Genomic DNA, 26,074 nt, shown 5'->3' with positions numbered 1-26,074 from the left:
CCCAAGTATAGATCGATTGTTCTCCTCTGTCCATCCAAAACGGAAACCGGCAAAGCCCTCGGCCGAGGTATTCCCCCCGCAACCCAAGCGGCCGGCACAGCAATGCCCTAAATATTGAGCGTCTCAAGGGACCTGAACTGCCTTTCTCTCCGGCACTTTCGCGTGCGCCAATCCGGACTCCGGGAACTCCCGTTGAGCACCGTTGCGAAGCCACTAAAGCCTCAGCTTGATCTCATGCACTTCCCCATCGTCCACCAGTTTGATGGCGCCTTGGGCGACGGTCTTGCCGTCGAGAAATTGCTCTTTCACCCCGCGCATATTGCCGTCCGGGTTTTCCGCCTCAATTCGGTACAGCGTCCGGCCATGACGATATTCCAGGGAAAATCCGTCCCACCGCCTGGGCAGGCACGGGTCCAGAGTGAGCTCGTCTCCGGCCAGGCGGAAGCCGAGGATCCCTTCCAGTCCCGCCTGGTACATCCAGCCGGCCGACCCCGTATACCAGCTCCAGCCGCCGCGCCCGGCATGCGGATGCATCGCATAAACATCCGCCGTCATCACATAGGGTTCTGTCTTGTAGTGGTTCGCCTCACCCTCCGTCCGGGAGTGATTAATCGGGTTGAGCATCTGGAACAATTCATAGGCCCTGTCCCCGTCCCCCATCCCGCAGTAGGCAAGGACCGCCCAAATGGCACCATGGGTATACTGTCCGCCGTTTTCGCGTACTCCCGGAACATACCCTTTAATGTAACCCGGATCCTTGTCAGCGTGATCAAAAGGAGGGGTGAGGAGAAGAAGGATTCCTTCCTCCCGCCGCCAGAGATAGTGCTCCAGCGCCAACATGGCGTCCGCCTGCCGGCTGGCTCTCGCCGCTCCGGAAATAACTGCCCAGGACTGAGCCAGCGCGTCAATTTGACATTCCTCGCCGGCCGCCGAACCCAAAGGCGTTCCGTCGTCAAAGTAGGCCCTGCGGTACCAGCCCCCGTCCCAACCCTCACGCTCCAAGTGTTCCCGCAGTTCTTCCGCGATCCTGAGGTAACGTTCTTCCCGTTTTTCATCCGACTTCCTGGCACAAACCGCACTAAAGCGTTGCAGGGTGAGATAGAGGAACCACCCCAGCCAAACACTCTCTCCTTTTCCCCAACGGCCTATCCGGTTGAAACCGTCATTCCAGTCCCCGGAGCCGATAAGGGGCAGGCCGTGTGCCCCGAAACGCAAGCCGTGTTCGATGGCACGCAGGCAGTGCTCATAGACACTTCCCTCTTCCTCGGAAACCCGGGGAACGGAATAACGTTCATCTTCTTCCTCCGCCAGGGGCGCATCCTCCAAAAAGGTCACGCGTTCTTCGAGAAGCCCGTAATCCCCGCTGTGCTCCAAATAATCGGCCGTCACGAACGGGAGCCAAAGGAAATCATCGGAACAACGGGTACGTATGCCCTTGCCGCGTTCCGCATGCCACCAGTGCTGGACATCCCCCTCTTTGAATTGATGAGCACAATGCTTGAGAATTTGAGCACGGGTCTGTTCCGGAGCCACGACGGCTAAAGCCATGACGTCCTGAAGCTGATCCCGGAAGCCATAGGCCCCGCCTGACTGATAAAAAGCCGTTCGGGCCCAAAGGCGACAAGCTACCGTCTGATAAAGGAGCCAGCTGTTGAGCAGCAGATCCAGGGACTGATCCGGAGTATGCACCTGAATCCTGCCGCTAAGCGTACTCCAGAATTCTTTGACCTCTGCCAGGGCCTTCTCAACCCGCTGAGGATCCCGATACTTTTGCAGAACCGACCGCACCTGCTCCCGATTCTCCCCTTCCCCCAGAAAAAAGAAAACCGTTTGTTCTCCCCGGGGCCCGACGAGTAGTTCCAACTGCAGAGCCGCACAAGGATCAAGCCCCGCTCCCACGCCGCCGGACAAATGGGACAAACCGAGCCCTCGCGGATTTGCAAGGCTGCCGTTTCTGCCGATGAATTCGGTCCGATCACCGCTGCAGGAGACGACCTTGCCGCCAAACCCTGCCAGAAAAGCCTCACGCCCGCTGAATTCTTCCTGGTACGTGTTGCGGACCCAAAGAACCTCCTCCTCCTCGCCGTATTCTGTCACCAAGTAAGGAGCCGTTAGCTCCCGCGCTACCCCCAAAACCATCTCCGCATAATAGGTCGCTTTAAGACGGCGCTCGGCCGCCGCCAGATTGCGCAAAGTCAGGCGGACTATTTTGACCGGATCATCCGCGGGCACAAAGAGCAGCAATTCCTGTTCCAAATCCTCACTGACATGGTGAAAGACCGTATAGCCCTGACCATGCCGAACGAGGTAGCGTCCGCCGTCCCGGATAGGAGCCGGGGTGGGAGACCACAGTTTGCCGCTGAGTTCGTCCTGCAGGTATAACACTTCGCCCGGAGGATCTTGGATAGGATCGTTGGACCAGGGGGTCAGTTTATTTTCCCGGCTATTTTCAGCCCAAGTGTACCCCGCTCCCGACTCCGAAACTTGGCAACCGAACCTGGGGTTGGCAATGACGTTGAGCCAGGGCAAAGGAGTTTGGGTGCCGGGCCTGAGTTCAATCAAGTATTCGCGTGTCCCGGCCCGAAATCCGCCATACCCGTTGCCGTAGAGCAGATCCGCCGGCAGAGTCCCCGATGAGCGGGCGTCAGAGAAACCGGAGGCGTCTGAGCCGGAAACAGCGACCCCAAAGCCGGAAACGGGTGTTTCCCGTTTCGGAGAGAATAGTTCCCGGTTGGAAGCGAAACGTTCCCGGTCGGAATCCGAGCGTTCCCGGTTAACAGCGGACGGGTCTCGCTTGAAAACGGCTGGCTCCCGCTTGGAAACGAATACATCCCGTTCTGGGCGGGATAGCTTCTGTTTAGAGGAAGTGGTATCTTCCGGAGCCCGCTTATCCCCGCTTCCGGCCGAAACGGCGCCAAGGTCCCGCTCTGACCACTGACTGGCCATATAGCCTGTGCCCAGGTCGAGGCCGGGAGCCCAACCCGATCTCCCCGGCCCGGGCTTTTCCAACCTGTTTCCGTCCTGATGTTCGTTCTCCCTGGCGGCCGCGGCCTTACTTTTCCTGCGCAGCTGCAAAGAGCAGGAGCCCGCCTCCCCGGAGAGAACGATACGCGCAGCCGTCAACAACAAGGTAAGGTCTTCCTCCGGAAGGTGTTTCTTCTGCAGGAGAAACACTCCGCCTGCTCGGTTTACCAACTCTCTCCCATGTCCCACGGCGATCAGATCCCGTAAGGTATCCTGGAAACTCTGGACATACCCGCTTTCATCCTCATTGAGAATCACCAAATCAACGATCAAACCCTTTAGACGCCAGTATTCATGCATCCGCAGACAATCCCGGACGAGGTCTGTCTGGCAAAATTCCTGCACCCGCACGAGCACGATGGGAAGGTCCCCCGAAATGGCGTAGGGCCAGAGGGCAGACTGTCCTTTGACGTTCCGGGCCAACGCCTCTTGGTGCTCCCGCCGTACCGGGCTGTTATAGACCAGGTGAGCCGCAAGGCTCAGTGCCTCGTTAGCTTGACTCGCAGAGAGATTGAGATGCCTCAGTTCCATCTGGCTGTACGTCCAGGCCAATTCATGCGCCCGGCTGACCGCCGCAGGGCTGCGGTATTTCTCCGCCAAACGGACGGCTTCCTCCCTGCTTTCGGCGACGCCGACCGCAAAAGAAACCTTGACGGTTTGACCGGGGCGGACCAGGACTCTTTGCCGTAAACTCATGATCGGGTCGAGCACCTGGCCAACCGTGTCCGACAGGGGTTGATTCGGTTCCAAGGCCTGAGGGCGGGCCAGAGTCCTGCCCCTTCCGATAAAACGGGCCCGGTCAGTTTCATACTCCAAGCCGCCGACGGCTTCCCCTTCCAGAGCCAGCGTATGCATGAGCCAGAGGCGTTTTTGGGCCTCACGCCGCGGTCTCCGGGTGGCGAGTAAGGCCCGGTGAGAATACTCCGTCTGAATGAAAAGGTTGCCAAAAGCCGGGTGAGCCAGATCCTCACTCGTCCGGGCCAAGACACATTCAAAGTAACTCGTGATTTCCAAGGTGCGGCTATGCCGGCTATCGTTGGCCAGACTGAGACGCCGGATCTCCACCGGGTCTTCCGGTGAGACCACGATTTCCGTGCGCGTAGTGATATTTCCGTCCCGTCGGCTGAACTCCACTTTGTCTGGCGCATAAGCAACTTTGTAATCTTCTCCGCTGTCCCCCCAGGGCTGATGGGTAGCTGACCAAGCATTGCCGGAATTGAGGTTCTGAATGTAGAAATACATCCCCCAATGATCTCTGGTAGCATCTTCACGCCAGCGTGACACCGCGATATCTCCCCAGCGGCTGAAACCCGAACCGGCATTCGTCAGCATCACAGAGTATTGCCCGTTGGAAACGAAGTGAACCACCGGAATACCCGTCTGGGCCGTCGTCAAAGTCAAGACCCGTTTATCCTCCGTCGGCAGAGAGTGTTTGATTTCATAGGTAACGGCCTGTTCCTCCGGCTGCGGGGTGAGTGCCGTTTTGCCCGGAATCCGCTCCTGAAGCAAAAGCTCGGAAGACTGGATCAAAGCGTCGGCATGGAGGCGTTTAGGCAGGACGTTGTCCAGCAAAACATTGGTCAAGGCCAAAAAGCTCATGCCTTGGTGATGAGCCATGTAGCTTTGCACAACCCGGTGGGTTTCCCCGGCCGCCAGGCGTTCGGGGGTATAGTCGATTGCTTCGTAAAGGCCGTAACGCCCGGAGTAACCTTCCCTCTCCATCCGGACCAGGTTAGCCATACTTTCTTTCGGCTGAACCATTAAGCTGAGGAAAGTCGCGTAGGGGGCGACCACTAGATCCTGGATCAACCCGCGCTTCAAGCCGAGGCCCGGAACCCCGCAGGCCTTGTATTGATAATTGAGTTGAGCGTCGAAAGCGTAAAAGCCTGACTCGGAGATACCCCAAGGAATTTTGTGCTCGTCCCCGTAAGCTTTTTGCACACTGACCACAGTCCGGTACGTTTGGTCCAATAGAGTTCCCTCATAATCCTTCATGACTAGAAGAGGCATGAGAAACTCAAACATCGTGCCGCTCCAAGAGACGAGTGCCCGCTGCCTTCTGACTTTGGTGAGATTTCTTCCCAAGCGAAACCAATGACTTTGAGGCACGTCTCCTTTGGCAATGGCAATAAAGCTGGCTTGACGCGCTTCCGAGGCGAGGAGATCATAGTAAGATTTGTCCAGGACCCCATCCTGACAACGAAAACCGATGGAAAAAAGCTGCCTCTGCTCATCATAAAGCGGCTTAAAATCTATGGCGTCCGCCATCGACCGCAGGCGTTCCCGCTGCTTGGCGGCTTGGCCGGACATCCGGTCGAGCGCAGCCGCCCCTTGCCGGACAAACCCGCGCAAGGCCTCTGAGCCTTTAGAGGCCAAGCGAGCATAGGCATCCCTAAGCTCCCGGACGGTCAGGCCCGGCCATACGTTTTGCAACATCTCCCCGTCTGCCTCGGTCAGTTCATCTTCCCGGCCCAGCCAAGGGTAAAAGGCGGAGATTTCGCCGCGCAATCCTTCCACCATGCGGGAGAGGCGTCGCGCCCAATAAGGGGTTTCGGCGGCAAAGTCTTTGTCTTCCTCTTCATCCGCCGCGGAGCCTTTAAGCTCCGGGGCCGTTTCGGAACAAGCGACTTCTCCGGCACCCGGCTGTTTTTCTCCGACACCCGGCTGCTTTTCTCCGACACCCGGCTGCTTTTCTCCGACACCCGGCTGCTTTTCTCCGGCACCCGGCTGTTTTTCTCCGACACCCGGCTGTTTTTCTTCGGCACCCGTCGGTCTTTCTTCGGCACCCGGCTGTTTTTCTCCGACACCCGTCGGTCTTTCTCCGCCCGCCGCGGTGCCGGACTGCCATTTAGCCAACAAGTCCAACCACTCTGCCAGAGTCACCTCCGCTTCCGGCCGTTTGAGGAGGCCCTCCAGCGCTGCAGAGAATTCTTCTTCGGCTTCCACGGCTGCCTTACCGTCCCTGTCCGCCTCGCGCCTATATAGCTTGTACGTATCCGCCAAGCCTGTCAGCAAACTATGCGGCAGTACCGGAAGAGTCAGGATCTCCTCAATCCCTTGCTTTAATGTCAAGAGATAGAGAGCCAGGTTGCCGCTGTCCACAGTAGATACATAGCGCGGAAGGAGCGGGGTCTTTTGCACCGTGTTATACCAATTGTAGAGATGACCGTGCCACTGTTCCAAGCTCTCCATGCTCTCGAGGGTCTGTTCCAACCGCTCGAAAAAGGTTTGCAGGGAAACATAGCCCAAGTCGCGAGCCGCCAAATTAGCCAGCAACGCCAGGCCCATATTTGTCGGGGAAGTTCGGTGTGCCACCCCGTTAGGCGGATCGATCTGGACATTGTCAGGGGGGAGCCAGTTATCCCCCGGGCCGACGAACTCTTCAAAAAAGGCCCAGATTCTGCGAGCCCACAGGCGCAGCTCCGCCTGTTCGGCCGCATTCAGCCCCTCCTCTTCCCGAGGCAGGGGCAGACTGAGACGATGAGCGACCCAAGGGGAAATGAGCCAGAGCAAAAACAGAGGTGCAAACGCAGCCAGCCGGTATAGACTTAGCGCCGAAACCAGACCCGCGGCGACGATAACCATTAGAACGGACGGCCACATTTGCGACCAGGAAATCGCCAAGGTGGCTCCCAAGCGTTTTTCCGTTTCCGCCGCCGTCTCCCATTCCAAAAGATGGCGGTGGCTCACCAGCTGCCGGTACAGGCTGCGCGCCAGCGCGTCCGCCATCGTGTAAGCCGTATAGGGCAGCAGCACAACATGAACCAAGAACTGGGCCAACCCGGTTTTCAGCCCTTCAGCGACACCCGTGTGCTGGGCTTTAGGCTTGGCTAACATGTTGCCCAGGCAAAGAACCATGGGCAAAAAGAGTTCCAATAAGACGACCCCGGCCCATAGCCAGGGCTGCCCCGGTAAGACGGCAAAAGCCAGAACGATGAGCAGAAATTCCAAAGGTGCAACCAAGCTGCGCCGCAGATTGTCAAAGATCTTCCATTTCGCCACAAAAGGCAAGGGCTGAAAAAGCCAGGACGCAACCTGCCAGTCTCCCCTCACCCAGCGGTGAAGCCGGCGCATGTGAGCATGAACCTTGGCCGGATAGCCGTCAAAAAGTTCAATATCCGTTACCAGCCCGGTCCGAGCATAGATACCCTCAATGAGATCGTGGCTGAGGATGGTATTTTCCGGGAAGGCATCCCCGGTCATACGGGCAAAGACATCGACATCATAAATCCCTTTGCCGGTGAAAATGCCCTCACCGAACATATCCTGGTAGACGTCGGAAATCGCGGCGGTATACGGATCGATTCCCACATTTCCCGAAAACAACCGGGAGAAAAAGGAAGCGTTGGCACTGCTGACAGAGACCCCTATACGCGGCTGCAGAACACCATAGCCGCTAAGCACGCGTGATCCGTCCGCATTCATACGCGCTGCTTGCAAAGGGTGAGCCAAAGCGCCGATCAGCTTTTTGGCCGTCCCGCGCAAAAGCTGGGTATCGGCATCCAACGTAATCACATACTTGATTGAGGGCAAAAGAGCCAGGTCCCCGACTTGGGTGGAATAGCTGGTCGGTCCGCTGCGGCGCAGAAGCCGATTAAACTCAATCAGTTTACCCCTTTTTCGTTCCCAGCCCAGCCACACGCCCTCTTGGGCATTCCACAAACGGTGCCGGTGAAAAAAGAAAAACCTTCCCTCCCCGTACTTGGCATTCAAATCTTCCACTCCGCGGACAGCTGCTTCCAAAATCGCCTTATCCCCGGGCACAATCTCCACCGGAGCGTCCGTATAATCGCCCAAAAGGGCGAAGTGCAAATTGGCGTCCTGATTCGCCAGATAGTAGACCTCCATTTGTTCCAGGAGTTCCCGTACCCGTCGTACGCTGGGCAAAAGGGTGGGCACGACCACCATCGTTCTGAGCTGGGCGGGGATCCCCCCGCCCAGGTCCAGTTTGGGTAAATAACTGGGGGGCAGAAGCTGGGTGACTAACCCGTTGATCAATACGATCGCGATACTGCTCACCGGCCCCAGGGCCAGAAGGAGAGCCGCAAACTCCAGCCCCGGGTTGAGAACGCCGGCAAAGCGCGCGTAAATATGAAGCAAATAAAGGAAACAGGCTGTGAGAACAAGGATACCGCCAAAATAGACGGCCGCCGGGCGGCGCTTAAGCAGATGGCGCACTTGACACAAGATATTGTGCACAGGGCCCCATTCCCGTTCAAACTCCCTTTCCACCTCTTCCCTGCCTTGACCCAACAAATAATAGCCCACGTGATTTGCGGGCGCGGCGGCCGACTTTGCTTGCTCCAAAACTCTGCGAGCCACGTTCGTCTCAGAAACCGTGAAACGCCGGGAAAGTCGTTCCACTTCATGGCGGTAAGCGTCCCGGGACTCGAAATCCATCTCGGGATAGACCCCTGCCGGGTCGGACTGAAGCACCCGTTCCACCAAGCTGACTTCTTCAAAAAAGCGGGGCCAATCCTCCGCCCCCAGGAAGCGCAAGCTCCCGATCGCATGCGCCGTGGACACCTGCCAAGCCGCCTGCTGCTGGTGAGCCAATTTCGACAGACTTTCAATGTTCGTATCCTGTTTCGCCATGAAGCGGTCGAGCAGACGCAGAAGAGGAAGCCCGTCCAGGCCCATTTCCCTGATGCGCTTTAAGAGGCGCTCCCCGTAAGCGGGAGAATAGCTGTCCGGCTGACCGGCTCGCTCCAGGGTTTTCTCCCACTCTTCGGACGCCTGCTCGGTGTTGCGAAAGGGTTCAAGCCATTTCTCCGCCGCATCCCGCTCGTTCTGGATCTCCAGAATCTGTTCCACCAGGCGACGGACGTTTTCCAGCAGGGCTACCCGCAGCATGGTGGGGATCGCCCAGAGTTCACCGCTGGAAAGGGGAACCTGCTCTTGGTACGTAGTGATGAAATCCTTCAAACTGTCTTCCTGTAAGAGGCTGTCCGTGTGTTCAATCAACTCGACCATCAGGGCATAGACCCGCGGATAGCCGGCAAAGACCCCCCCGGCCAGGCAGGGAAGCTGGCGCTCGTAATGCCTGGAGAGGTTAAACCGGATGTCCCGGGGCAGATCTTTCAGCAAATAGTAATTATCCAAAAACCACTCCGCGGCGGGAACCATGTCTTGAGTCCTCTGGACATAGGCGCTCACCTCCCGGTGAGCCTTCAGCAAGAAACGTGCGTTGTCCGAAACCCGCGGCATCAGGAAAACCCTTTTCTTGCCCGGGCCCGTTAAAGCGTGAAAATGGGAGATTTCAAAAGCGTGCTTAATCAGCTCGTCGTGGTTGAGGACAATATCTTTTAACGGTTGTTCATCCATAAGGTTAGAGGCTGTGTTAAGTTTCATTGAATCGACCCCGTGATCCATGGTTTTTTGCAATGTTTTTTTGCAATCCCTATAATTATCCCCAATTCTATCCATATCATGTATTCACGGGTCTGTTCACTGCCTCTGGCCGTACCGCTCTTCAAATTCCGCCGGGCTGACGAGAAGCCGCCTGGGTTTGCTCCCTTCGTAAGGCCCGACAATTCCCTCCTCCTCCAGCTTGTCCATGATTTCGGCCGCCCGAGCATACTCCAGTTGCAGACGGCGTTGCAAAAAAGTCACCGAGGCCATACCGCTTTTTAAAAACAATCTGCCCGCTTCCAGAAAAAGCCGGGCTTCCTGATCAGGGATCCCCTCGGCCGTGGCGGAAATCTCGGGCACCGGCCCACCGGCTACCGGCGGGTCATTGGCATCCTCGCCTTCCTGCCTTTCCCTGGCAAGCAGTATTCTGACCCCCCTGCCGCCCGCTCCGTCACCGTCCTCGGCAACAGGCGTCATTTTTACCGGGTCCGAACCCTGGGGCAGAGGATCCGGATGTTTTTCCGGAGGTACCTCCATCTTGACGGTCGTCGGAATTCCGCTTGCAGTCCCGAGCCGGGGCTCCGGCTGCCTCCTCGCCTGTATTCGCTGCTGTGCGCCCGCCCGGACCGGCTGATCTTTCTCCGCCTGTATCTGCGGACGTACCTCCTGTGTCCCCGGATGTACCCGTGCCTCTGTCTTAGCCGCTGTTTCATTCCCCACTTCCCGGAAATAAGCCCGCAGACCGTGCAAGCTCTTGATGACAGGGGTGGGCTTCCCCGCGGCCTCGCCTTCGCCGAAATATGTAGGAAAGTTTCGGCCCAACTCCGGGTAATTTTCCGGCCCCGGCGGAGTAAATTCCTGCCAGTCTTCCCTGAAATATCGGTTAAATCCTTTGAGGGTTGTCAGTTTCGTAGGCGGAAGGGGCAAGCCGACAGAGTTTTCTCCCTTATTCCCCGCCAATCTTCCCTGCGGTTCCCGGGTTTTCCGCGGTTTACCTTTCCTTCGTGCCCAAAAACCTTCTTTTTGCCGCGGGTGAGCATCTGTCTTCGCCTTGTGATTTCTTTGCCGCGGGTGAGCATCCGTCCCGTTGCAGCCGGCTTGTTTCTGCTGGGCGCGCCGGTTCGCCCCGTGATTACCCACGGTTCCCCGGGTTTCCGGGGCGCGTTTATCACTCGACGGGCTCTCGGAAAACAAAGTCCCTTCGTACTCCGGCAGCGGTCTGTCGGTCTCCGCTAAACCTCGGTCCCGACGTTCCTGCCTTTGCCCGGGTTTTTTCGTCCCAGGCCCCCGACCGGACGGCTTGGCCCGGCGCTTTCCGCGGCGCCGCCCGGGACTGAACCACAGGTAGACAGCCAAGGCAAATAATAAGTACGGTCCAATCCAGGCCAAGTGTCCAAATAGCCCGGAAAAATAGGCTGCCACCGCTCTGCCCGGCCCGGTAACCCCAAATGTACCCAAAAAACCCAGGATGGAAAGCACAAGTGCAACGGTCCCCAGAACCCTTTTACCGATGCTCCCGTCGTTTCTTCTCCGCTTCGTCAAAATTCCCACCTCCCGCCTGACCCGTTGATGATCGTTGAAAGCGCCCGGGTTTCCGTGCTATATGCCGGCCCGGGTCTTAAATCTATGCGGAAAGTTTGGTCTTGATTCTCAGCCCTGCCAGGGTCCGGCCCAGATCTCCCGAAAAGCAATCTCTTCCAGGGACTTGCGCGGACGCGGGTTGCGCTCCTGGTTCGGATAACCCAGTGGAGTCAGAGCGGGAACGCGAATTTCGGGTGGAATGCCCAAGGCCTTCTTGACCTTATCCTCATGGAACAATCCCTGCCAGCAAGTGGCAAGCCCCAGGTCGGTTGCGGCCAGGATGAGGTGTTCCATAGCCAAACCGGCATCGAGCATATAAAAATCTTTCCCTTCCCAAACCTCTGATTCGCCCGGATTGGCACACAGCACGACAATATGCGGTGCTTCCAACAAGGCCTTGACGCCGGGATTTGTCGGAGAAAAAGCCTGAGCGACGGTCTCTCGCCTCTCCCGCTCAGTCACTACGATAAAACGCCAACACTGTAGATTCTTCCAGGAAGGGGCCTGGCGCGCCGCCTCCAAAACCTGCTCAATCATTTCTTTGGCAACGGGATCGGGCTTGTAGGCGCGAATACTGCGGCGCCGGCGGATGACCTCCGTGAACTCCATGTCCATGCTCCTTTCGCTGCGGAAATCCGGACTTATCGTCCTGCCAATGCGGAAGTCCGGACTGATAGTCCTTTCGTCCTTTTAATGTGAATTCTTAGCTCTTTGTCCTTAACATGATTATCTTAGCATCCCTGGAAGGTTTTGACCATGGTTACGGCAAAATTACTGTCGGACAAATTCGTCTTTTTCCATCTCCGCCCCGACCGGCGTCAGCGGCACGGCCAAACGCTGGGCCAATAGCGTTCGCTGCACATCTCAGCCGTATAGCTGCCCGTACCGTATATTCGCCATATAATTGCCTATAATTGCCGTATAATTGCCTCTAATTGCCGTATATTCGCCATGTAATTACCTATAATTTCCTATAATCGCCTATGAAAAAAGGCCTTGCGGCCTTCTTTTGCAATCCACCTGTTAAACAAAAAATCAGTAGCTTAACAGGATCCTGTTCCGGTTCGTCATATAAAATTTTTCTTCGGCAATTTCGCAATCGGCGGTCACGAGAACCTTGCCTGTGTAAAGAAAGTCTTCCTTCGTCCAGTAGCGCAGGTCCACAAATTCCACCTTACACTCCTCGTCTTCGGCGCGGGCCACAATATGATAGTAAGGGGTAAACCGGTCGAAAATCTCGGCCAAATTTCCTTCCATGGCAGCCGTAACGTAGGGATCTTCATCGTTCCAGCGCGGCAGAACCCGTTCGATGCGGGGGACTTTGTGATGGATCGTACCAAAACGGACGAGATCCTCTTGCTGCAGAAGAAAATTCCAGGCAAAAGGACGATACATAGCGGGAAGGATCTTGACTTCGTCTTTATTGGCAATGTGATAAGCCGACATAACCATATCCCGGACTTTGAGTTTGCTTAACTCGCGATGGCCCAAGTACAAAGCGCTGCCCGCGAAAGCAAGTTCAATGAAACGCGGCCCTGAACCGGGATCCAATGAGGAAAAGCCCAAAGCCGTCAGCAGCAGTGTGAAAACAACCGGATCGGTCAGCATGATCATGTCGACCGTGAGTTTCTTCTTGAGAAAGGGCCAGAGGAGTTCGGCGCCATACGAATTCAAGACATCCATCAAACCATGGGATAAAGTGCCGACCAGCGTCCAGAAAAAAAGAGTGGACCAGGAAGTGTATGGGTAAAAACTATAAATAACCGTGGTCAGACCCAAGGCCATGCCGCCCAGGGCCAACAAGGAATGACTGGCTCCCCTGTGTTTAAGCAGATAGTTCAGCCTTCCTTTAAGATGTGTTACGATGTCCAAGTCGGGCAGCATCGCTCCCAGCGTACAGCTCAAAAATACCGGATCGTTCAAACTGACGGGGTGCCCCGACAAAACGGCCAAACTTGCCCCGATGAGCCCATGTGTGATCGGATCCGTCTTCATTCCCTCCTCGACTCGTTCTCACCCTTCATCTGTCTAAGCCGTTCTTATTATAGCACACTTTTTGAGGTTTCATGTGAGAGATCTCATCCGGGCTCATGGCAAAATTGCCCACACCGGAGGCTTTCGTCATCTCAACGCGTAAGTATTCTTTGAAAGCTTACGGTTCGGTGATAGCGCCCGCAGTACGCTGTCGTGATGTTCAGTTTCTCCTGAACGAGTTCACTGAGAAACGGAAGTATCGGGCCCGGTGCCCCCAGGCAGATACTTGGGCTCCCCAGGCCGCTGCCGACTGTCTCCCGGAGGAGGGAGCACTGCCTCCGCAATCAGGGACACCCCTCGGCCTCTCCTCTGCAAAACTCCCGAGACCAAGCGAGGCCCACTTCGTGAACCAAAAAGCCATTGGCCGCATTTTTGATAATCCCGTTCAAAAAGCGTTACATCCAAAAAACCGAACTCATCTTCCAAGGTAAAGAAAACTACCACTTGCCCGCTGCGGGTCGGCGGGCGATGGGGACGCAAAACATGCCCAATAAGGCTCACCCGCGCACCCGCCGGCAGCCCGTCGACGGTTTTTGTCGTAGCAAACCCCTGCCAGGCGTAGACTTGACGCCAAAGCTCCATCAGCCGATAGGTCGTGTTGAGCTTTAAAAGCCTGTACTCCCACTCTGTTTTCTCCAGCAGGGTAAAATCCGGGTACTCAGGCCCAAGGAAATTTTCCTCCGCAAAAAGCCCTTGACCCCGGCCTTGACGGATCTCCCAGAGCAAGGCCTTGCGATTGGGAAAGAGCGTTTCAAAAGCACCGGCCAGAGCGAGGTTCTCCAACATCGGGCCGGAAAGTTCACACCTGGCAGCCGCATCCTGCCAAGTGCGGAACCCCTGTTTGCCACGCTCCTTTTCAATACGGAAAGCCACCTCCTGACTCATGTTTTTCAACTGCCTGAACCCTGTCCTGATCCCCCCGTTTTCTACCCGGAAATCCCAGACGCTCTTTTGCAGATCCAGTGGCCAAAGCCGCACTCCCCGCCGTTTCGCCTCCAACGCCAAGGTGTGCGCCGGATAAAATCCCATCGGCTGGTGATTGAGCAGAGCCGCGAAAAACTCCGCCGGGTAGTGCTCAACCAAATAGGCAGTCTTCAAGGCGGTCGTGGCAAAAGCCGCCGCATGAGCTTCGCAAAAGCCGTAGCCCGCGTAACCGACGAGATAAGAGAAAATCGTCTCCGCCACTTTCTTTTCGACTCCTCTTTCTATAGCCCGTTTTTCAAACATCCGCCCAATTTCCCGCATTTCCTCTGAAGAACGGACATGGCTCATCACACGGCGCAAGCGATCCGCCTCTCCCAAGGAAAAGCCAGCCACTTTCTGCACGATTTCAATAGCCTGCTCCTGGAATAAAACGACGCCATACGTTTTGTGCAAAATCGTCTCCAAAGCCGGATGCAGGTAATTCACGGGAGCCAAACCCTGGCGCCGGGCGACATAGGGCTCGACCATATCCCCCTTCACCGGACCGGGGCGAATCAACGCCACGCTGGCCACAACATCTTCAAAACGTTCGGCTCCCAAGCGGCTTTGTAAAGCCCTCTGGGCCGGACTCTCCAGCTGGAAAATCCCCATCGTCCCGCCCGTGCGCAAGCGGGCATAAACCTCCTCGTGATCCCCGACCGTCACCTCTTCCCGGAAAGTACGGTCTGAGACCTTGGCATCGCGGATACTGTCGTCCACCACCGATAAGGTGCGCAAAGAGAGGAGATCAATTTTAAACAACCCCAACTCTTCAATATCCCGTTTATCCGCTTGAATCACCCGGGTTCCTTTCCCAGACCATTGCACAGGAACAATGTCTGCCACCGGTTCCCTGCTTACCACGATCCCGCCCAGATGCATGCCCAAAAACTTCGGAAACTCGGAAATCCGGGCACAATACGCCAAGAGCATTTGCAGGCTTTTCTGTCTCTCGGGCGGCAGAACTTTCAATTCGGGGAAAAAAGACATCGCCGCCTGAATTTCATCCGCATTTATCCAGGGCATACGTTTAGCCAAATCGTCCAGTTCCGCCTCCGGCAGGCCAAAAACTTTCCCCACTTCCCGAATCGCCGAGCGCGCCCGGAAAGTTTGGAATGTCCCGACAGCCGCCACCTGATCCTGCCCGTAGCGCTCACTGAAATAAGCCGCCACCCGGTCGCGGTAACGCGCATCAAAATCCACATCGATATCCGGTTTCTCGGCACGCTCCAAACTGAGAAAGCGTTCGAACAACAGCCCTCTGCCGATAGCATCCACTTCCGTGATTTTCAGGCAGTAGGCGACCGCACTGTCGGCTGCCGAGCCCCGCCCGGCAAAACGGATTCCTTTGCGGCGGGCAAACTGCAAAGCGTCCCAGACCACCAGAAAATAGTCGGCGAATTCCAGTTGATTGATAACCCCGAGTTCATATTCGAGGCGCCGCTGAATTTCCGGCGTAATCCGCCCGTACCGTTGCCGCGCCCCCTGCCAGGTCAGCTCTTTTAAAAATCCCGCCCGGGCCTCGGCGCTGGGCAAAGGGTACTGGGGGAAAAAAGATTCTTCTCCTAAATGAACAGTGCACTCCGCGGCAATTTTCGCGCTTTCCTCCAGTATTTCCGGCCTTTCCCCACAAGCCGCCAGCATTTCCGCGGAGGTTTTAAGATAATTTTCGGCGTTCAGATACCGTCCTGCCACCACTTCGTCCAACCTGACTTTCTTACGCAAGCAGGTGAGCAAATCAAAAACCCGAAAATCCTCTTTCTCGGCATAATGGACGTTATTTGTCGCCACCAAAGAAATCCCCAACTCTTGGTGAAGTCTTTGCATCCCCGTCCAAAGGGGTTTCCAACCGGGAAGGCGATCCCCCTGGACCTCCAGGTAAAAATATTCGCCGAAAAATTCCCGGTAAGCTTCCGCTGCCGCCCTGGCCTGCTCATATTTCCCCTGCAAAAGCCAAAAAGGGACCTCCCCTTGCCGGCAACCCGAAAGGGCATATAATCCCGGGCTGAACTTTTTTAAACTTTCCCACTCCACCAAGGGCTCACCCCGCGGGTGATCCAGGTGACTCTCCGTAAGCAAACGGCTTAAGTTCCGGTAACCTTCCAAATTTCGCGCTAAAAGGACCAGATGGTAACTTTCCGGGCCACTCAAACCCCGCCTTTGATCGAACAGAGAGGGGCCACACGGGCCGTTTGTGCTGACAGCGAACCTATCGTCCTGAGTGGAGCCCCGCCGGCCGCCTGCTCCCGGGTCATATGCGGCACGCGAACTAATGACTACGCCATGATCTGCACGCGAACCCAGACCGTCTTCTCCGCCCGCACGGAGACTATACTGTGTGCCTGAAACCGGCAGCTGTTGACTTCCCCGAACCGGTTCCCGCGAACGGACCGCTACCTCCGCCCCGAAAACAGGTTTTAGCCCGGCTTCCAGCATCAACTCCTGAAAGCGGGCTGCCCCGGCCAGACTGTGCCAATCTGTCAGAGCCAAAGCCTTGAACCCTAACTCCTTTGCTTTGCGGACTAAACGGTGGAGGTGGCTCCCCCCAGCCAAAAAGGAATATGGGGAATGTACATGCAGATGGACAAAATCCAAGCCGGACACCCCCTAAGTTTCTACCCGAAACGCCAAGGATCATAGTGGGCGAGCATCTTTTCCCGGCGGGAAAATTCCTTTCCCCGTTGCAGTACACCCGAAAAGCGCGAGACCAACGCTGTTAAATGCGGATCCTGCGCTAAACGGGCCTGTTCCGCAAACAGAGTATACTGGAGATAACTTACGGTTTGCAGCCCTCCCGCTTCCAGGCAAACTTCGCTATAACTGGGAAAGGGCAAGGTGCGCAAGAGTATGGTTGCATTTTCCTTCAATGCCCCCAGGGTATATTGGGGGGGAGAAAAGCTCCTCTCTCTGCTCAGCCTCTCTCCCGCATGGGAAACGGTAAGACTTAGACGCAGGCATCCCTGCTGCCTTTGTGCCAATTGAGCGACTAGGCGGGAGGAAAGCAATTCCACGGAAGCTTGCAGGCGGATACTGTCCGCCTCATTTTGACTGTCCGGATCTCTTAAGTCCGCGGAAAAACGCAAACTCCGCTCGGGATAATTGTTCTCAAGCCCGGGAAGATTCTCTCCCCCTTTTAAATAGGCGGGCAGGTACGGATTACCCGTCACTCGCCCAAGGAAATCATCCCCCAAGCTCAGTAACTGCCCGAGGTTGTTAAAACCCAGTCTTTCCAGTTCGTCAACGGCTTTGGGGGTCAAAAACCAAAGCCCCCGGACAGGAAAAGCATGCCAAAAACTGCTCTTGGCCCAGGCCTGCCAGGCCTGACCGGCTGAAGCCGGACCCGGATAAAAATCTTCCTTTTGGCGGTTGGGGGAAAAACATATCAGCGCGAGTTCCCGACCCTGGGAAAAGACCTTTCTCCCCCGCCAGAGATACCATGAAGACCCGATTTCCGTCTCTGCGGGGTAATTTAAAAGGTTAAGGGCCAATTGCTTCGCCAACCACTTGTTCGGTGCGAGCGCCATCACCCGCGGCCCGTCTTTTAATTCCCGCATGACTTTAAAAACCGTATCCGGGCCACTTAATTCCAGCCAGTATTCACCCCGGCCCTTTTCTATCCTTGGGGAAAACCCCTGTGCCTTATTTAAAGAAACCGACACCGGAGCATCCCCGTCCTCGGTCCCCGGTGTGGTCCGGTTACCCGCGGAGAAAGCCTTAAAAGTCACCGGCGCAGTCTCGCTGCCCGCGGGTAAAATTCCCCTGTCTGCATCTAAACACGAGTGCTTCCCGGAGGAACCGGCAAGTTCTCTCCTTAACCCCGGCAGACAAGGACATCGTCCGGAATCCTCACCGGAACAGACATCCTTAATCTCTCTCCGCTCCGGATTTTCGAAAGCCAAATAGAGCAGCCAATGCACCTCTGTCCCCCCACCATCCGGGTTTTTGTCCCCTAAGTTCATGATCATCGGAGCTCGGATACTTCTGACCTCAGTCAGGAGGAATAGACTCCCCCGCAAATCATGTTAAAGGCTTATAGCCCTGGCCTGAACTTAGTTTCAGGTTGTCAAAGTTGACCGAATGCTTCGCGCGGAAACCCCTGGCTTCAGACGTCTTTAGGCGCCTTTAGGCAGGGGGTGGTTGACCGCTCCAAACTCAGGTTTCTCCTTGGTCAAACTCAGGTTCCTGTATATCAAACTAATGTTCCCCTTAACCCTATTATACGTTCTCTTTCGTTCCTGTGCAAGTGTCACGGGTTATCTTTTTATCATCACTTGCTCCAATGAGCGGCTACCCGAATACTATTATCGACATTGTCGATGCCGGGCATTCCCTGACAAAGAATCTCGGCACGTTCCCGGTCCTCCGGAGAGTAGACTTCTCCTGAAAGAAAAGCAATCCCGCCCTGCACATAAGCGTGCACCTGGGCCGAATTGAGCCGATTAAGCCCCAAAGCATTGACAAGCTGTTCCGTCAAACGCAAATCTTCCCCCTGGGAATGATGGCGGGACAGCACCTCACTGACGACCGCTTTCACTCCCGCAACTTGATAAGCCGTTTCTACCGCCCACTCCAACTCATCCGGGGTGTTCACTAGACCCGTTAAAGTGACCAAACCGTTACTGGCCGCTGTTTTAATTTCCTGAGCATTCACCCAAGGGGAAGCGGCCAGAGCACTTTCCACCCGGTTGACCAGCACCGCATCGTCGACGCTCTTTCCCTTCAGTTGAATTTCGCTGCGAACCTCTTTAACCCCGCGAATCTGAGAAGCGATTTTCTCGGCCAAATGTTCATTGCTCCGGGTCTCCACGTGGCCCAAAAGGGTGACTATTCCGTGGCTCACCCGGCAGCCCAGGCCGGAAACCTCCTTATGCCCCGACCCGGCTAACCGTTGGCGAACCCATTCCTCAATTTCTTTGTCACTGATCTTGCCATCATCAGCCACCGTTAGGGAATTATCCAGTTCTTTCACACCCTCGATCCGGCTGATGCGCTGAGCGGCAAAATCCTTCTCTGCCAAAGTATCCACAGCACCCCAAAGGGAAACTTTATCTCCTTTTACTTCCACATGAATCCCCTGACCACTCTCGCCAAAATGCGTGAGGATCAAGTCTTTTATGTCTTTAAGCAGTTCCTTTTGCGAACGGATATGACTCATCATTCTGCCTCCTCTGTGAAAATCTAGTATCGAGTCGTAAGCCCCGCCGCCGTTTCCGGCGGCATCTAAACGAGCTTTACCCCGGCCAAAACCCGAATCATCGCCCCGACACGAATTCTCTTCGACAAAAACAGAATTAGTTTTTCACGCGGGAAATGTTTTTATCCTCAACACCGTCGGAAGGCCCGCCGGACCTTAGTCAGTTCCATTTCGTTCCATTTAGTCTTAGTGAATCTTAGCGGGTCTCAGTTGTCTTTAGACAAGTTTGGTTTCTTCTGGCAAGTTCTGGTTGATTCAGTGAATTTCCAGGTAATCCTCCAGGATCTGAACCCCCTTCAGCGGAACGTCTATCTGCCCGATTTTGACCGTGCTGAACGGCCCATGAAAATCGCTTCCTCCAGTCGCCAGAAGAGCTTTTTCCCGGGCAACCCCGGCGTAATAATCAATTAAAGCCTGGCGCTCTTTCCAGTAGCCATAGTAGACCTCCAGTCCAATCCGCCGGTAACTGAGGAGTTTCGGTACAATTCCCGGATTCCTCAAAAGTCCCGGATGGGCCAAAACCGGCATTCCTCCGGTTGCCAGTATAAGATCGACCGCTTCCTCGAAACGATGCTCAAGAAAAGGCAGATAAGCCATCCCCCCCGGTTGGAAAAAAGCCCCGACATCGCCCCAATCAAACTTACCCGAGAATCTCTCCTTTTGGTAAAGGACACGCATAATATGTCCTTTGCTGACGGCACCTTCACCTCCGGCCGCTTTTTCCACATCCGGCCACTTCACCCCGATTCCGCCCTGCTGGAGCAATTTCACCATGTCATAAGCCAGAGCCGTACGATGCTCGCGCAGTTCTTTCAACCGGCTTTGCAAAAGTGGATGATCCACATTCTTATAGTAGCCGAGAAGGTGAACCTCCTGACCTTGAAAAGAAGTAAGAAGTTCAACCCCGGGAACAATCTTCATTGAACTTTTTCCGGCCAATTCCTCTGCTGCCGCAATTCCCTGCGTACTCTCATGATCCGTCAGTGAAATAATTCCCACCCCGTGCCGGCGGGCTGCTTCGAAGACTTCCGCCACGGAACAAACCCCGTCTGATTCCACCGTGTGAATGTGCAAATCTATGCGCAAAGTTCCCCCTCCCATCTTCAAGAAGCAGTGCTTTACCCAGGATGAATCAGGCCTCTCAACTTATCGATTCCATAAGGGCATTTTGCGGCAATGCCTTATCCCCTGTCCGCCTTAATCTATCTTTGCTCTATCCCTTAATATTTTCGGATCAAAACCTAAAAATCCTGCTTTATTGACCCTCGCTGATGAGAATGGGCCGACCCTCTCTGGTGAATGGCGCAGACCGCTCGGACCGTATGTTTTTCTTGACAGCCTGGTAATTCTTGAATATAATACATCTTGTCGTCAGCGGCTTTTTACTATCCAGGGGATTAGTTTAATGGTAGAACAGCGGTCTCCAAAACCGCGAGTGTGGGTTCAACTCCTGCATCCCCTGCCAGAAAAATATAGGCACCGTAAGCTTTTGCGGTGCCTTTTCGTTTTATTGAGTTTGCTAGCTTAGGGCCTCAATGGCTTTATAGAAACCTGTACCCCAGGTCAGCAACTTTACGGATTGATAGCCCGCGTGACTCAAGGATTTTTATTCCCTAGAATGACATGATTTAGCTATATTCTGAATATTTGCCTGATGTTTCTAATTATTTGCCGGTAAGCAAGAGACGATGCAGTCCGTGAACCGGTATAACGGCAATATTTCTTTAAATACTTTGCTTTTATTCGTTCAATACTTGGTTTTGACTTTACGACGGCTAATGCAAGTCGATACAATTTTACAGGATCTGCAATTATTGTATATCCGTTTTCTTCAAGGAAAATGATCATCGCCATTAATGCCGTACGTTTGTTGCCATTAAAAAAGGCGTGGTTTGTAGCAATCGATCGTAAATACACTGCTGCCTTTGACAGAACATCCGGATATAAGTCCTGCCGGTTAAAGGTCTGCTTCGGTTCATTAACTGCGGACTGAAACAGAGAGGTATCTTTTACGCCTCTCTGTTCATTTTCGCCATCTTTAAATTCGCTAAAATATTCGTCAATTACGACGTAGTGAATGACAAGAAGATCGATTTCACTTAAATACTGGATACTAATATTTAGATAGCCTTCTCAGCGTACTTTTGTATTTTTCAGCCGCTTTGATAACTTTCTCAATGAACTCAGGAGAGACATTTTTTTGCCAGTTTTCTTCTAGCCCGAGTTCGCGTAATACTTGGGGTGGTATTCGAATATTGTTAAGCTTTTGAGTTGTCTCGGTCATGAGCTTTCTCTCCTTTCCATTCAAAATTTCCAGCGTATCCCTCTTGGTAATTCTAGTATAATGGAATTGCTTCCTGAGGACAAGCCCCCTTCTAAGTTTTAACAGCTTCTTTCTCATAAAATATTTACCCCGTTCATAATAAAACTATCTGATTATTATGCCTCGTGAAGGCCGTTTTATTCCTGTCTAAAACCAAAAAGGGCCCCCTGCCGAAGCCGAGGGCGCGACGAACAAGCAGCCAACCGGCATCGGCGCTTTAGGGTTTAGGCTTGTGTAGGACCTCAGGCTGGGAATCCGACTAAACGGTCTGGGCCGGGGGTTCGGGTGGGGCAACGTTCACGGACAGCTGCGGCCTCCTAAGTTCCTGTTGAATTAGTGGTTGCGGGATTTTTTATCAACGCGGAAATGCATAAAAATAGGGCTTGACTACTACACTCGAAGCTCATTCCTCAATTCCGGGGAGTGAAGACAAATAAGGCCGGGGCTTACCCCGGCTGTGTACTTGTCGAGAAGTTCCGTCAAGAGTGTCGATTAGTCAAGAGCGCGTGTCGGCTGAAAGGGAAGAGGACATTTACTGAATCCGGCCTCTCAGGCTCTTCGCCCGCCCGCCGGTTCATCAAATCTAGTTTCCAGTATCCTTAGCGCTACTTCATGCTCACCCAAAATTCCCTGGATATGCTTTGATTCGTCCTTATAGAACGTGCATGGGAAAACCTCGGAATTCGATTCCGGGGACGAGAGCGCTTCCCTCAACACAATCACACACATGGTCAATATTTGCGGTATGGTAAAACTGGGACAAATTCAAGAATGCTCGACATTCCGCTTACTTTGCAAACTATCACATAGTATGGATACCCAAGTACAGACGCAAGATTCTTACGGGTAACGTAGCCCTGGCGGTTGAGAAATCAGTTCAAACTGTAGCGCAGGAAAAGGGGTGGGTAATCATTGCGTTGGAAGTGATGCCGCATATTTTCGCTAAGATTTGGGTACAAAAAAGAAAATACCCGAAAAGAGTCGAAGGAGTGAGCCCGTTTGACAAGTTATCCCGTTTATTGGGTCTATCCCGCTTACACAGGTGTTTTGCTCATCGTAACTTTTGCCCTTGTACCGAGGCAGGACATAAGGCGTCTGCTCCGCTACGCCGTCCTTTTCGGCGCGGTTGGCGACCTAATCGCTATTCTCCTGGCGCAGCTTATCGGCATGGGCGGCTATACCCACTATGGCCCTTTCGCTTTTCTGGGCATCCCTTTCTTTCCCCTCGTCGCCTGGTCAAGCTATTTCGTCATCTATCTCTATCTCTTGCCGCCGGGAAGAGCCTGGCTTTACATCTTTCCGATCGTCTCGGCCTTTTACAGCGTGCTCTTCTCTAACGTTCTTCACAACCTAGGTATTTTCCAGTGGAACTTGGGAACCGTTTTCGCTCCTTTCATTCTCTACATTGTTTGGCACGGTGCGGTAACCTGGATTTACCGGCTGGTCAATGATACAAAGGTCTAAACCCCTGTAGTTATTATCGATGTTGCTGTGTGACCACGATTAGGGTTACAAGGGTGCTTTTTTAACGGTTGCGGTTGCGGCAGCCGTTCTAAGTCATGCCCTCTTTACGCTTCATCAGACGATCTTGATCTTAGATGATCTTGATCTTTTCGCTCACTTAGCACGATTCTAGCACGGATAGCAAAAAGCCACAAGATGGAAAAAGGGGGATAATTTTTCTATTTACGAATTACCCTCTATCTTTTTCAGCCGATTCATAATACAATATACATATTTCCTTGTGAAGAAGAGTTCATTTCGTGTTTAGGGGCAGGGCAGTCCAATTTGGGCGCAGGACAATCACAATTCCTTTGCCTTACCGGGTACATTCGATGTCATCCCGCAAATCACATCACAGGTCGGTCACCCGGGACAGAAACAAGGGGGGATTCGCTTGAACTTGACTGATCTGTGGAATCGCTATGACCGAACCATCTGGATCCGGGTCTTTGGCACCATTATCACCACGGTTACGAGCTTCGCCATTCGCCCGTTTCTTGCCCTGTATCTCTATGGCAAAACCGGCAACATCTACCTTTCGGGCGTCATTCTGGGCTTGTCTCCCTTAATGGGCTTGGTAACCAATATCTTTGCGGGAGGACTGGCGGATAAATACGGACGCAAACCGCTCCTGGTCTACAGCCTCCTTCTTCAGGGCCTGTCCACCTTCGGCTACATATTCGCCTCCACCGCGCTGCACTTCTGTATCATTTCTATCATCAACGGGATGGCCTCTGCCCTCTACTATCCGGCGGCCAACGCTCAGATAGTAGATATTGTGCCGGGGACGCAGCGTTTGGAAGTCTTTGCCCTGATGCACACCGCACTGAATGTCGGAGCAGCCGCAGGCCCCATGCTGGGGCTGCTCATGGTTAAAATCAGCCACAACCTGGTTTTCGCGGCTTCGGCCGTAAGTCTGTTGCTCTACGCCGCCCTGGTGTACGCTCTCATACCGGAGACCCTCGGGAAGTCAAACCGCCAACAGAAAAAAAGCCCGGCGAAGGGCAACCTGAGAAGAAGCGGTCATTTATCGGCGCCGTCGCCCTCTCCACGGATGCGGTTTAGAGAACACAGACTCTTGTTTGCTCTGCTCGTCCTGTCGCTGCCCATCTCCTTGCTTTACGCCCAAGTGGAATCTAATTTTCCGCTTTATCTCCAACAAAATTTCACCAATTACTTAACCGTTTTTTCTTCCTTGATGACCATGAACGGCACAATCGTCGTTTTCTCAGCCCTTTGGCTGGCCAAGAAATCCGAAAAATACTACCTTCCTCGCGTTCTCTGGGCTGGATTCATTTTGTTTGCTCTGGTCGGCATCGGCTACGGCTTCGGGCCGTATTTGCACACTGTGGCTTTCCTATTCCCGGCCGAGGTGATTTTTACGGTTGGAGAATGCATCACCTTCCCCAATCAGAACAAACTCATTTCCTACATTGCTCCGGAAGATATGCGGGGAAGGTACTTTGCCATATTCAACATGAGAAACAACATTTCCCGGGCCATCGGTCCCTTGCTGGGCGGCCTGATCTTCTCGCATTTCGGCGGTTTGCCGCTGTTTTTGTCCATTTCCGGCCTGTTACTCATCGGGGGCTTCTTCACTCTCCGTCTGACCCGCTCCGTAATTCCGGCCGGTGAGAGCACTGCCCTTACAACCTCCGGATGAAAATGGGCGAAACTAAGGCGCCACATCTCCAACCTGCCGCCTGACCCGGATGCTCATTCCCCTAAAGCACTTCCCGCCGCTTGAGACCCAGGATCTCCCTTGCTTCCTCCGGTTTGGCGAGCGGTCGTCCCAATTCCCGGGCCAACCTGGTGATCCGTTCCACCAAAGGGGCATTCCCCTTGGCCAACACACCCTTGGTGAAATAGATATTGTCTTCCAGACCCGTGCGCACATGTCCGCCCAACAGGATTCCCAAAGTGTTCAGGGGAAGCTGATGGCGGCCGACGGCGGAAACAGTCCAAGTGGAGCCCGGCGGGATCAGATCCAAGAGAAAGATAAGATTCTTGGCCGCCGCGGCCATCCCACCCGGCACTCCCAGGACGAAATTGAAATGCAGCGGTTCCCGCAACAAACCCTCCCGCACCAGGGCAAGGGCACTGGTCACCATACCGCTGTCAAAGACTTCGATCTCGGGCTTTACCCCGTAAGTATGGCAGGCCCTGGCAAACGTCCGGACCATAGGCAGGGGATTGGCGAAAACCTCCTCCCCAAAATTCACCGTCCCCGTACTCAACGAGGCCATTTCCGGGCTCAAGCTGACCGGTTGTACCCGCGTTTCAGCCGTCATACCCACGGCTCCTCCGGTGGAGACCTGGACGATGAGGTCGGTCTCGGCGCGAATGTAGGAGATTGCTTCGGCAAAAAGATCTTTGTCCTGGGAAGAGACTCCCGAGGCATCGCGCATATGCAGGTGAACTATCGAAGCCCCGGCCTCGCAGACCCTTCTGGCCTCATCCGCTATCTCACGTGGGGAAAGCGGGAGATACGGTGTCTGTTCCCGGGTAACTTCCGCTCCCACTAAAGCAGCTGTAATGATCAGTTTTGACATTGTCATAGCTTTTCCCCCTCTGAAAATCCCACTTCAGGATCCGGTTTAAGACTGGAAAGTTTCGACTCGCGCCCGGTCATCTATCTCCTGGGCGGGCTATAACGCTGCTTTTCTTTGGGAACCATACAAGTTCCGGTGGCCCGGCAGACTGTGACGGGCTGTTCTAATATCTGGGCAGCCGAATCACTGCCGGGAAGAGCGGCAATCACCCTTTCGGCTTTAAAGGCCATTTTCCGAGAAGTGTTGCCATAGCCTGTGATCACCCCGGAAGCTTCAATATAATCCCCTGCCCGGACGGGTGAGAGAAACTCCACGTTATCATAGGCGACAAACAACCCTTCATCTCCATCTGTATAGATCAAAAGCTCCGTAGCCACATCACCGAATAATTTGAGCATATGGGCCCCATCCACAAGTCCTCCCCCGTAATGCGCATCTCCCGCCGCGATCCTCAGACGTATTCTCGCTTCATACATCGCCATTGCCTTTTCCGCCTTTCACAGTTTCCGTATCAATGATGAAGAAACCTTCCATGGTCTCCGGACATTA

General features: G+C 54.4%; 14 protein-coding genes, 1 tRNA gene and 1 pseudogene. 4 read left to right on the top strand and 12 right to left on the bottom strand.

The features are described from left to right. Positions 1-213 precede the first annotated feature (213 nt). From MNU25_RS10125 to MNU25_RS10090, 8 genes are all read right to left on the bottom strand, one after another. Entirely contained in the window at positions 214-9,375 is a 9,162-nt protein-coding gene (locus tag MNU25_RS10125) for a glycoside hydrolase family 94 protein (RefSeq protein WP_240984950.1), read from the bottom strand. Between the two features lie 96 nt (positions 9,376-9,471). Further along, a complete protein-coding gene (locus MNU25_RS20515; protein WP_372503666.1) occupies positions 9,472-10,917 on the bottom strand; it encodes a DNA translocase FtsK in 1,446 nt (481 codons plus the stop codon). Positions 10,918-11,025: 108 nt separating this feature from the next. Continuing rightward, positions 11,026-11,565 (bottom strand): nitroreductase family protein, encoded by a 540-nt coding sequence (locus MNU25_RS10115; RefSeq protein ID WP_240984949.1) that lies wholly within the window; start codon positions 11,563-11,565, stop codon positions 11,026-11,028. Between the two features lie 426 nt (positions 11,566-11,991). Further along, the gene (locus MNU25_RS10110; protein WP_240984948.1) at positions 11,992-12,951 is read right to left on the bottom strand and encodes a metal-dependent hydrolase; all 960 of its coding nucleotides are present in this window, start codon (positions 12,949-12,951) and stop codon (positions 11,992-11,994) included. A gap of 219 nt (positions 12,952-13,170) precedes the next feature. Next, the gene (locus MNU25_RS10105; RefSeq protein WP_240984947.1) at positions 13,171-16,548 is read right to left on the bottom strand and encodes a DNA polymerase III subunit alpha; all 3,378 of its coding nucleotides are present in this window, start codon (positions 16,546-16,548) and stop codon (positions 13,171-13,173) included. Between the two features lie 20 nt (positions 16,549-16,568). Beyond that, positions 16,569-17,918, bottom strand: coding sequence for a hypothetical protein (locus tag MNU25_RS10100; protein WP_240984946.1), 1,350 nt, complete (start codon positions 17,916-17,918; stop codon positions 16,569-16,571). A gap of 302 nt (positions 17,919-18,220) precedes the next feature. Next, complete coding sequence (locus tag MNU25_RS10095; protein ID WP_240984945.1) at positions 18,221-19,108, bottom strand: BON domain-containing protein; 888 nt, start codon at positions 19,106-19,108, stop codon at positions 18,221-18,223. Positions 19,109-19,402: 294 nt separating this feature from the next. After that, positions 19,403-20,233 (bottom strand): PHP domain-containing protein, encoded by an 831-nt coding sequence (locus MNU25_RS10090; protein ID WP_240984944.1) that lies wholly within the window; start codon positions 20,231-20,233, stop codon positions 19,403-19,405. 305 nt (positions 20,234-20,538) lie between these two features. On the opposite strand from MNU25_RS10090, the gene MNU25_RS10085 reads away from it, so the two are divergent. Beyond that, positions 20,539-20,612 (top strand) — tRNA-Trp (locus tag MNU25_RS10085). Positions 20,613-20,779: 167 nt separating this feature from the next. Here MNU25_RS10085 and MNU25_RS20510 read toward each other — a convergent pair. Beyond that, on the bottom strand, positions 20,780-21,241 hold the full coding sequence (locus MNU25_RS20510; RefSeq protein ID WP_372503668.1) for a type II toxin-antitoxin system death-on-curing family toxin: 462 nt from the start codon (positions 21,239-21,241) through the stop codon (positions 20,780-20,782). Between the two features lie 19 nt (positions 21,242-21,260). Beyond that, entirely contained in the window at positions 21,261-21,548 is a 288-nt protein-coding gene (locus MNU25_RS10080; RefSeq protein ID WP_240984943.1) for a hypothetical protein, read from the bottom strand. 725 nt (positions 21,549-22,273) lie between these two features. On the opposite strand from MNU25_RS10080, the pseudogene MNU25_RS20505 reads away from it, so the two are divergent. The 3 genes and pseudogenes from MNU25_RS20505 to MNU25_RS10070 form a co-directional block, all read left to right on the top strand. Next, positions 22,274-22,390: pseudogene (locus MNU25_RS20505) on the top strand (transposase); the annotation flags it as partial. A 79-nt stretch (positions 22,391-22,469) separates the two neighbouring features. Then, a complete protein-coding gene (locus MNU25_RS10075; protein ID WP_240984942.1) occupies positions 22,470-22,934 on the top strand; it encodes a hypothetical protein in 465 nt (154 codons plus the stop codon). A gap of 433 nt (positions 22,935-23,367) precedes the next feature. Continuing rightward, a complete protein-coding gene (locus MNU25_RS10070; RefSeq protein WP_240984941.1) occupies positions 23,368-24,636 on the top strand; it encodes an MDR family MFS transporter in 1,269 nt (422 codons plus the stop codon). Positions 24,637-24,697: 61 nt separating this feature from the next. Here the strand turns inward: MNU25_RS10070 and kce are convergent, their stop codons facing one another. Both kce and kal read right to left on the bottom strand, forming a co-directional pair. Further along, positions 24,698-25,531: a 3-keto-5-aminohexanoate cleavage enzyme gene (kce, locus tag MNU25_RS10065; protein ID WP_338077736.1), complete on the bottom strand. Its 834-nt coding sequence runs from the start codon at positions 25,529-25,531 to the stop codon at positions 24,698-24,700. 74 nt (positions 25,532-25,605) lie between these two features. Further along, positions 25,606-26,001, bottom strand: a complete 396-nt coding sequence (gene kal / locus MNU25_RS10060; protein ID WP_240986796.1) for a 3-aminobutyryl-CoA ammonia lyase — start codon at positions 25,999-26,001, stop codon at positions 25,606-25,608. Between the last annotated feature and the right edge of the window lie 73 nt (positions 26,002-26,074).

Source organism: Acididesulfobacillus acetoxydans (genome assembly GCF_902729405.1).
GTDB lineage: Bacteria > Bacillota > Desulfitobacteriia > Desulfitobacteriales > Desulfitobacteriaceae > Acididesulfobacillus > Acididesulfobacillus acetoxydans.
This window is presented reverse-complemented; position numbering and strand designations above follow the sequence as displayed.

Excerpts from the sequence above, each read along its gene's own strand:
- MNU25_RS10125 (WP_240984950.1), bottom strand. The coding sequence starts at position 9,375 with ATGAAACTTAACACAGCCTCTAACCTTATGGATGAACAACCGTTAAAA.
- MNU25_RS10115 (WP_240984949.1), bottom strand. The coding sequence starts at position 11,565 with ATGGAGTTCACGGAGGTCATCCGCCGGCGCCGCAGTATTCGCGCCTAC.
- MNU25_RS10110 (WP_240984948.1), bottom strand. The coding sequence starts at position 12,951 with ATGAAGACGGATCCGATCACACATGGGCTCATCGGGGCAAGTTTGGCC.
- MNU25_RS10100 (WP_240984946.1), bottom strand. The coding sequence starts at position 17,918 with ATGATCATGAACTTAGGGGACAAAAACCCGGATGGTGGGGGGACAGAG.
- MNU25_RS10095 (WP_240984945.1), bottom strand. The coding sequence starts at position 19,108 with ATGAGTCATATCCGTTCGCAAAAGGAACTGCTTAAAGACATAAAAGAC.
- MNU25_RS10080 (WP_240984943.1), bottom strand. The coding sequence starts at position 21,548 with ATGAGAAAGAAGCTGTTAAAACTTAGAAGGGGGCTTGTCCTCAGGAAG.
- kce (WP_338077736.1), bottom strand. The coding sequence starts at position 25,531 with ATGACAATGTCAAAACTGATCATTACAGCTGCTTTAGTGGGAGCGGAA.
- kal (WP_240986796.1), bottom strand. The coding sequence starts at position 26,001 with ATGTATGAAGCGAGAATACGTCTGAGGATCGCGGCGGGAGATGCGCAT.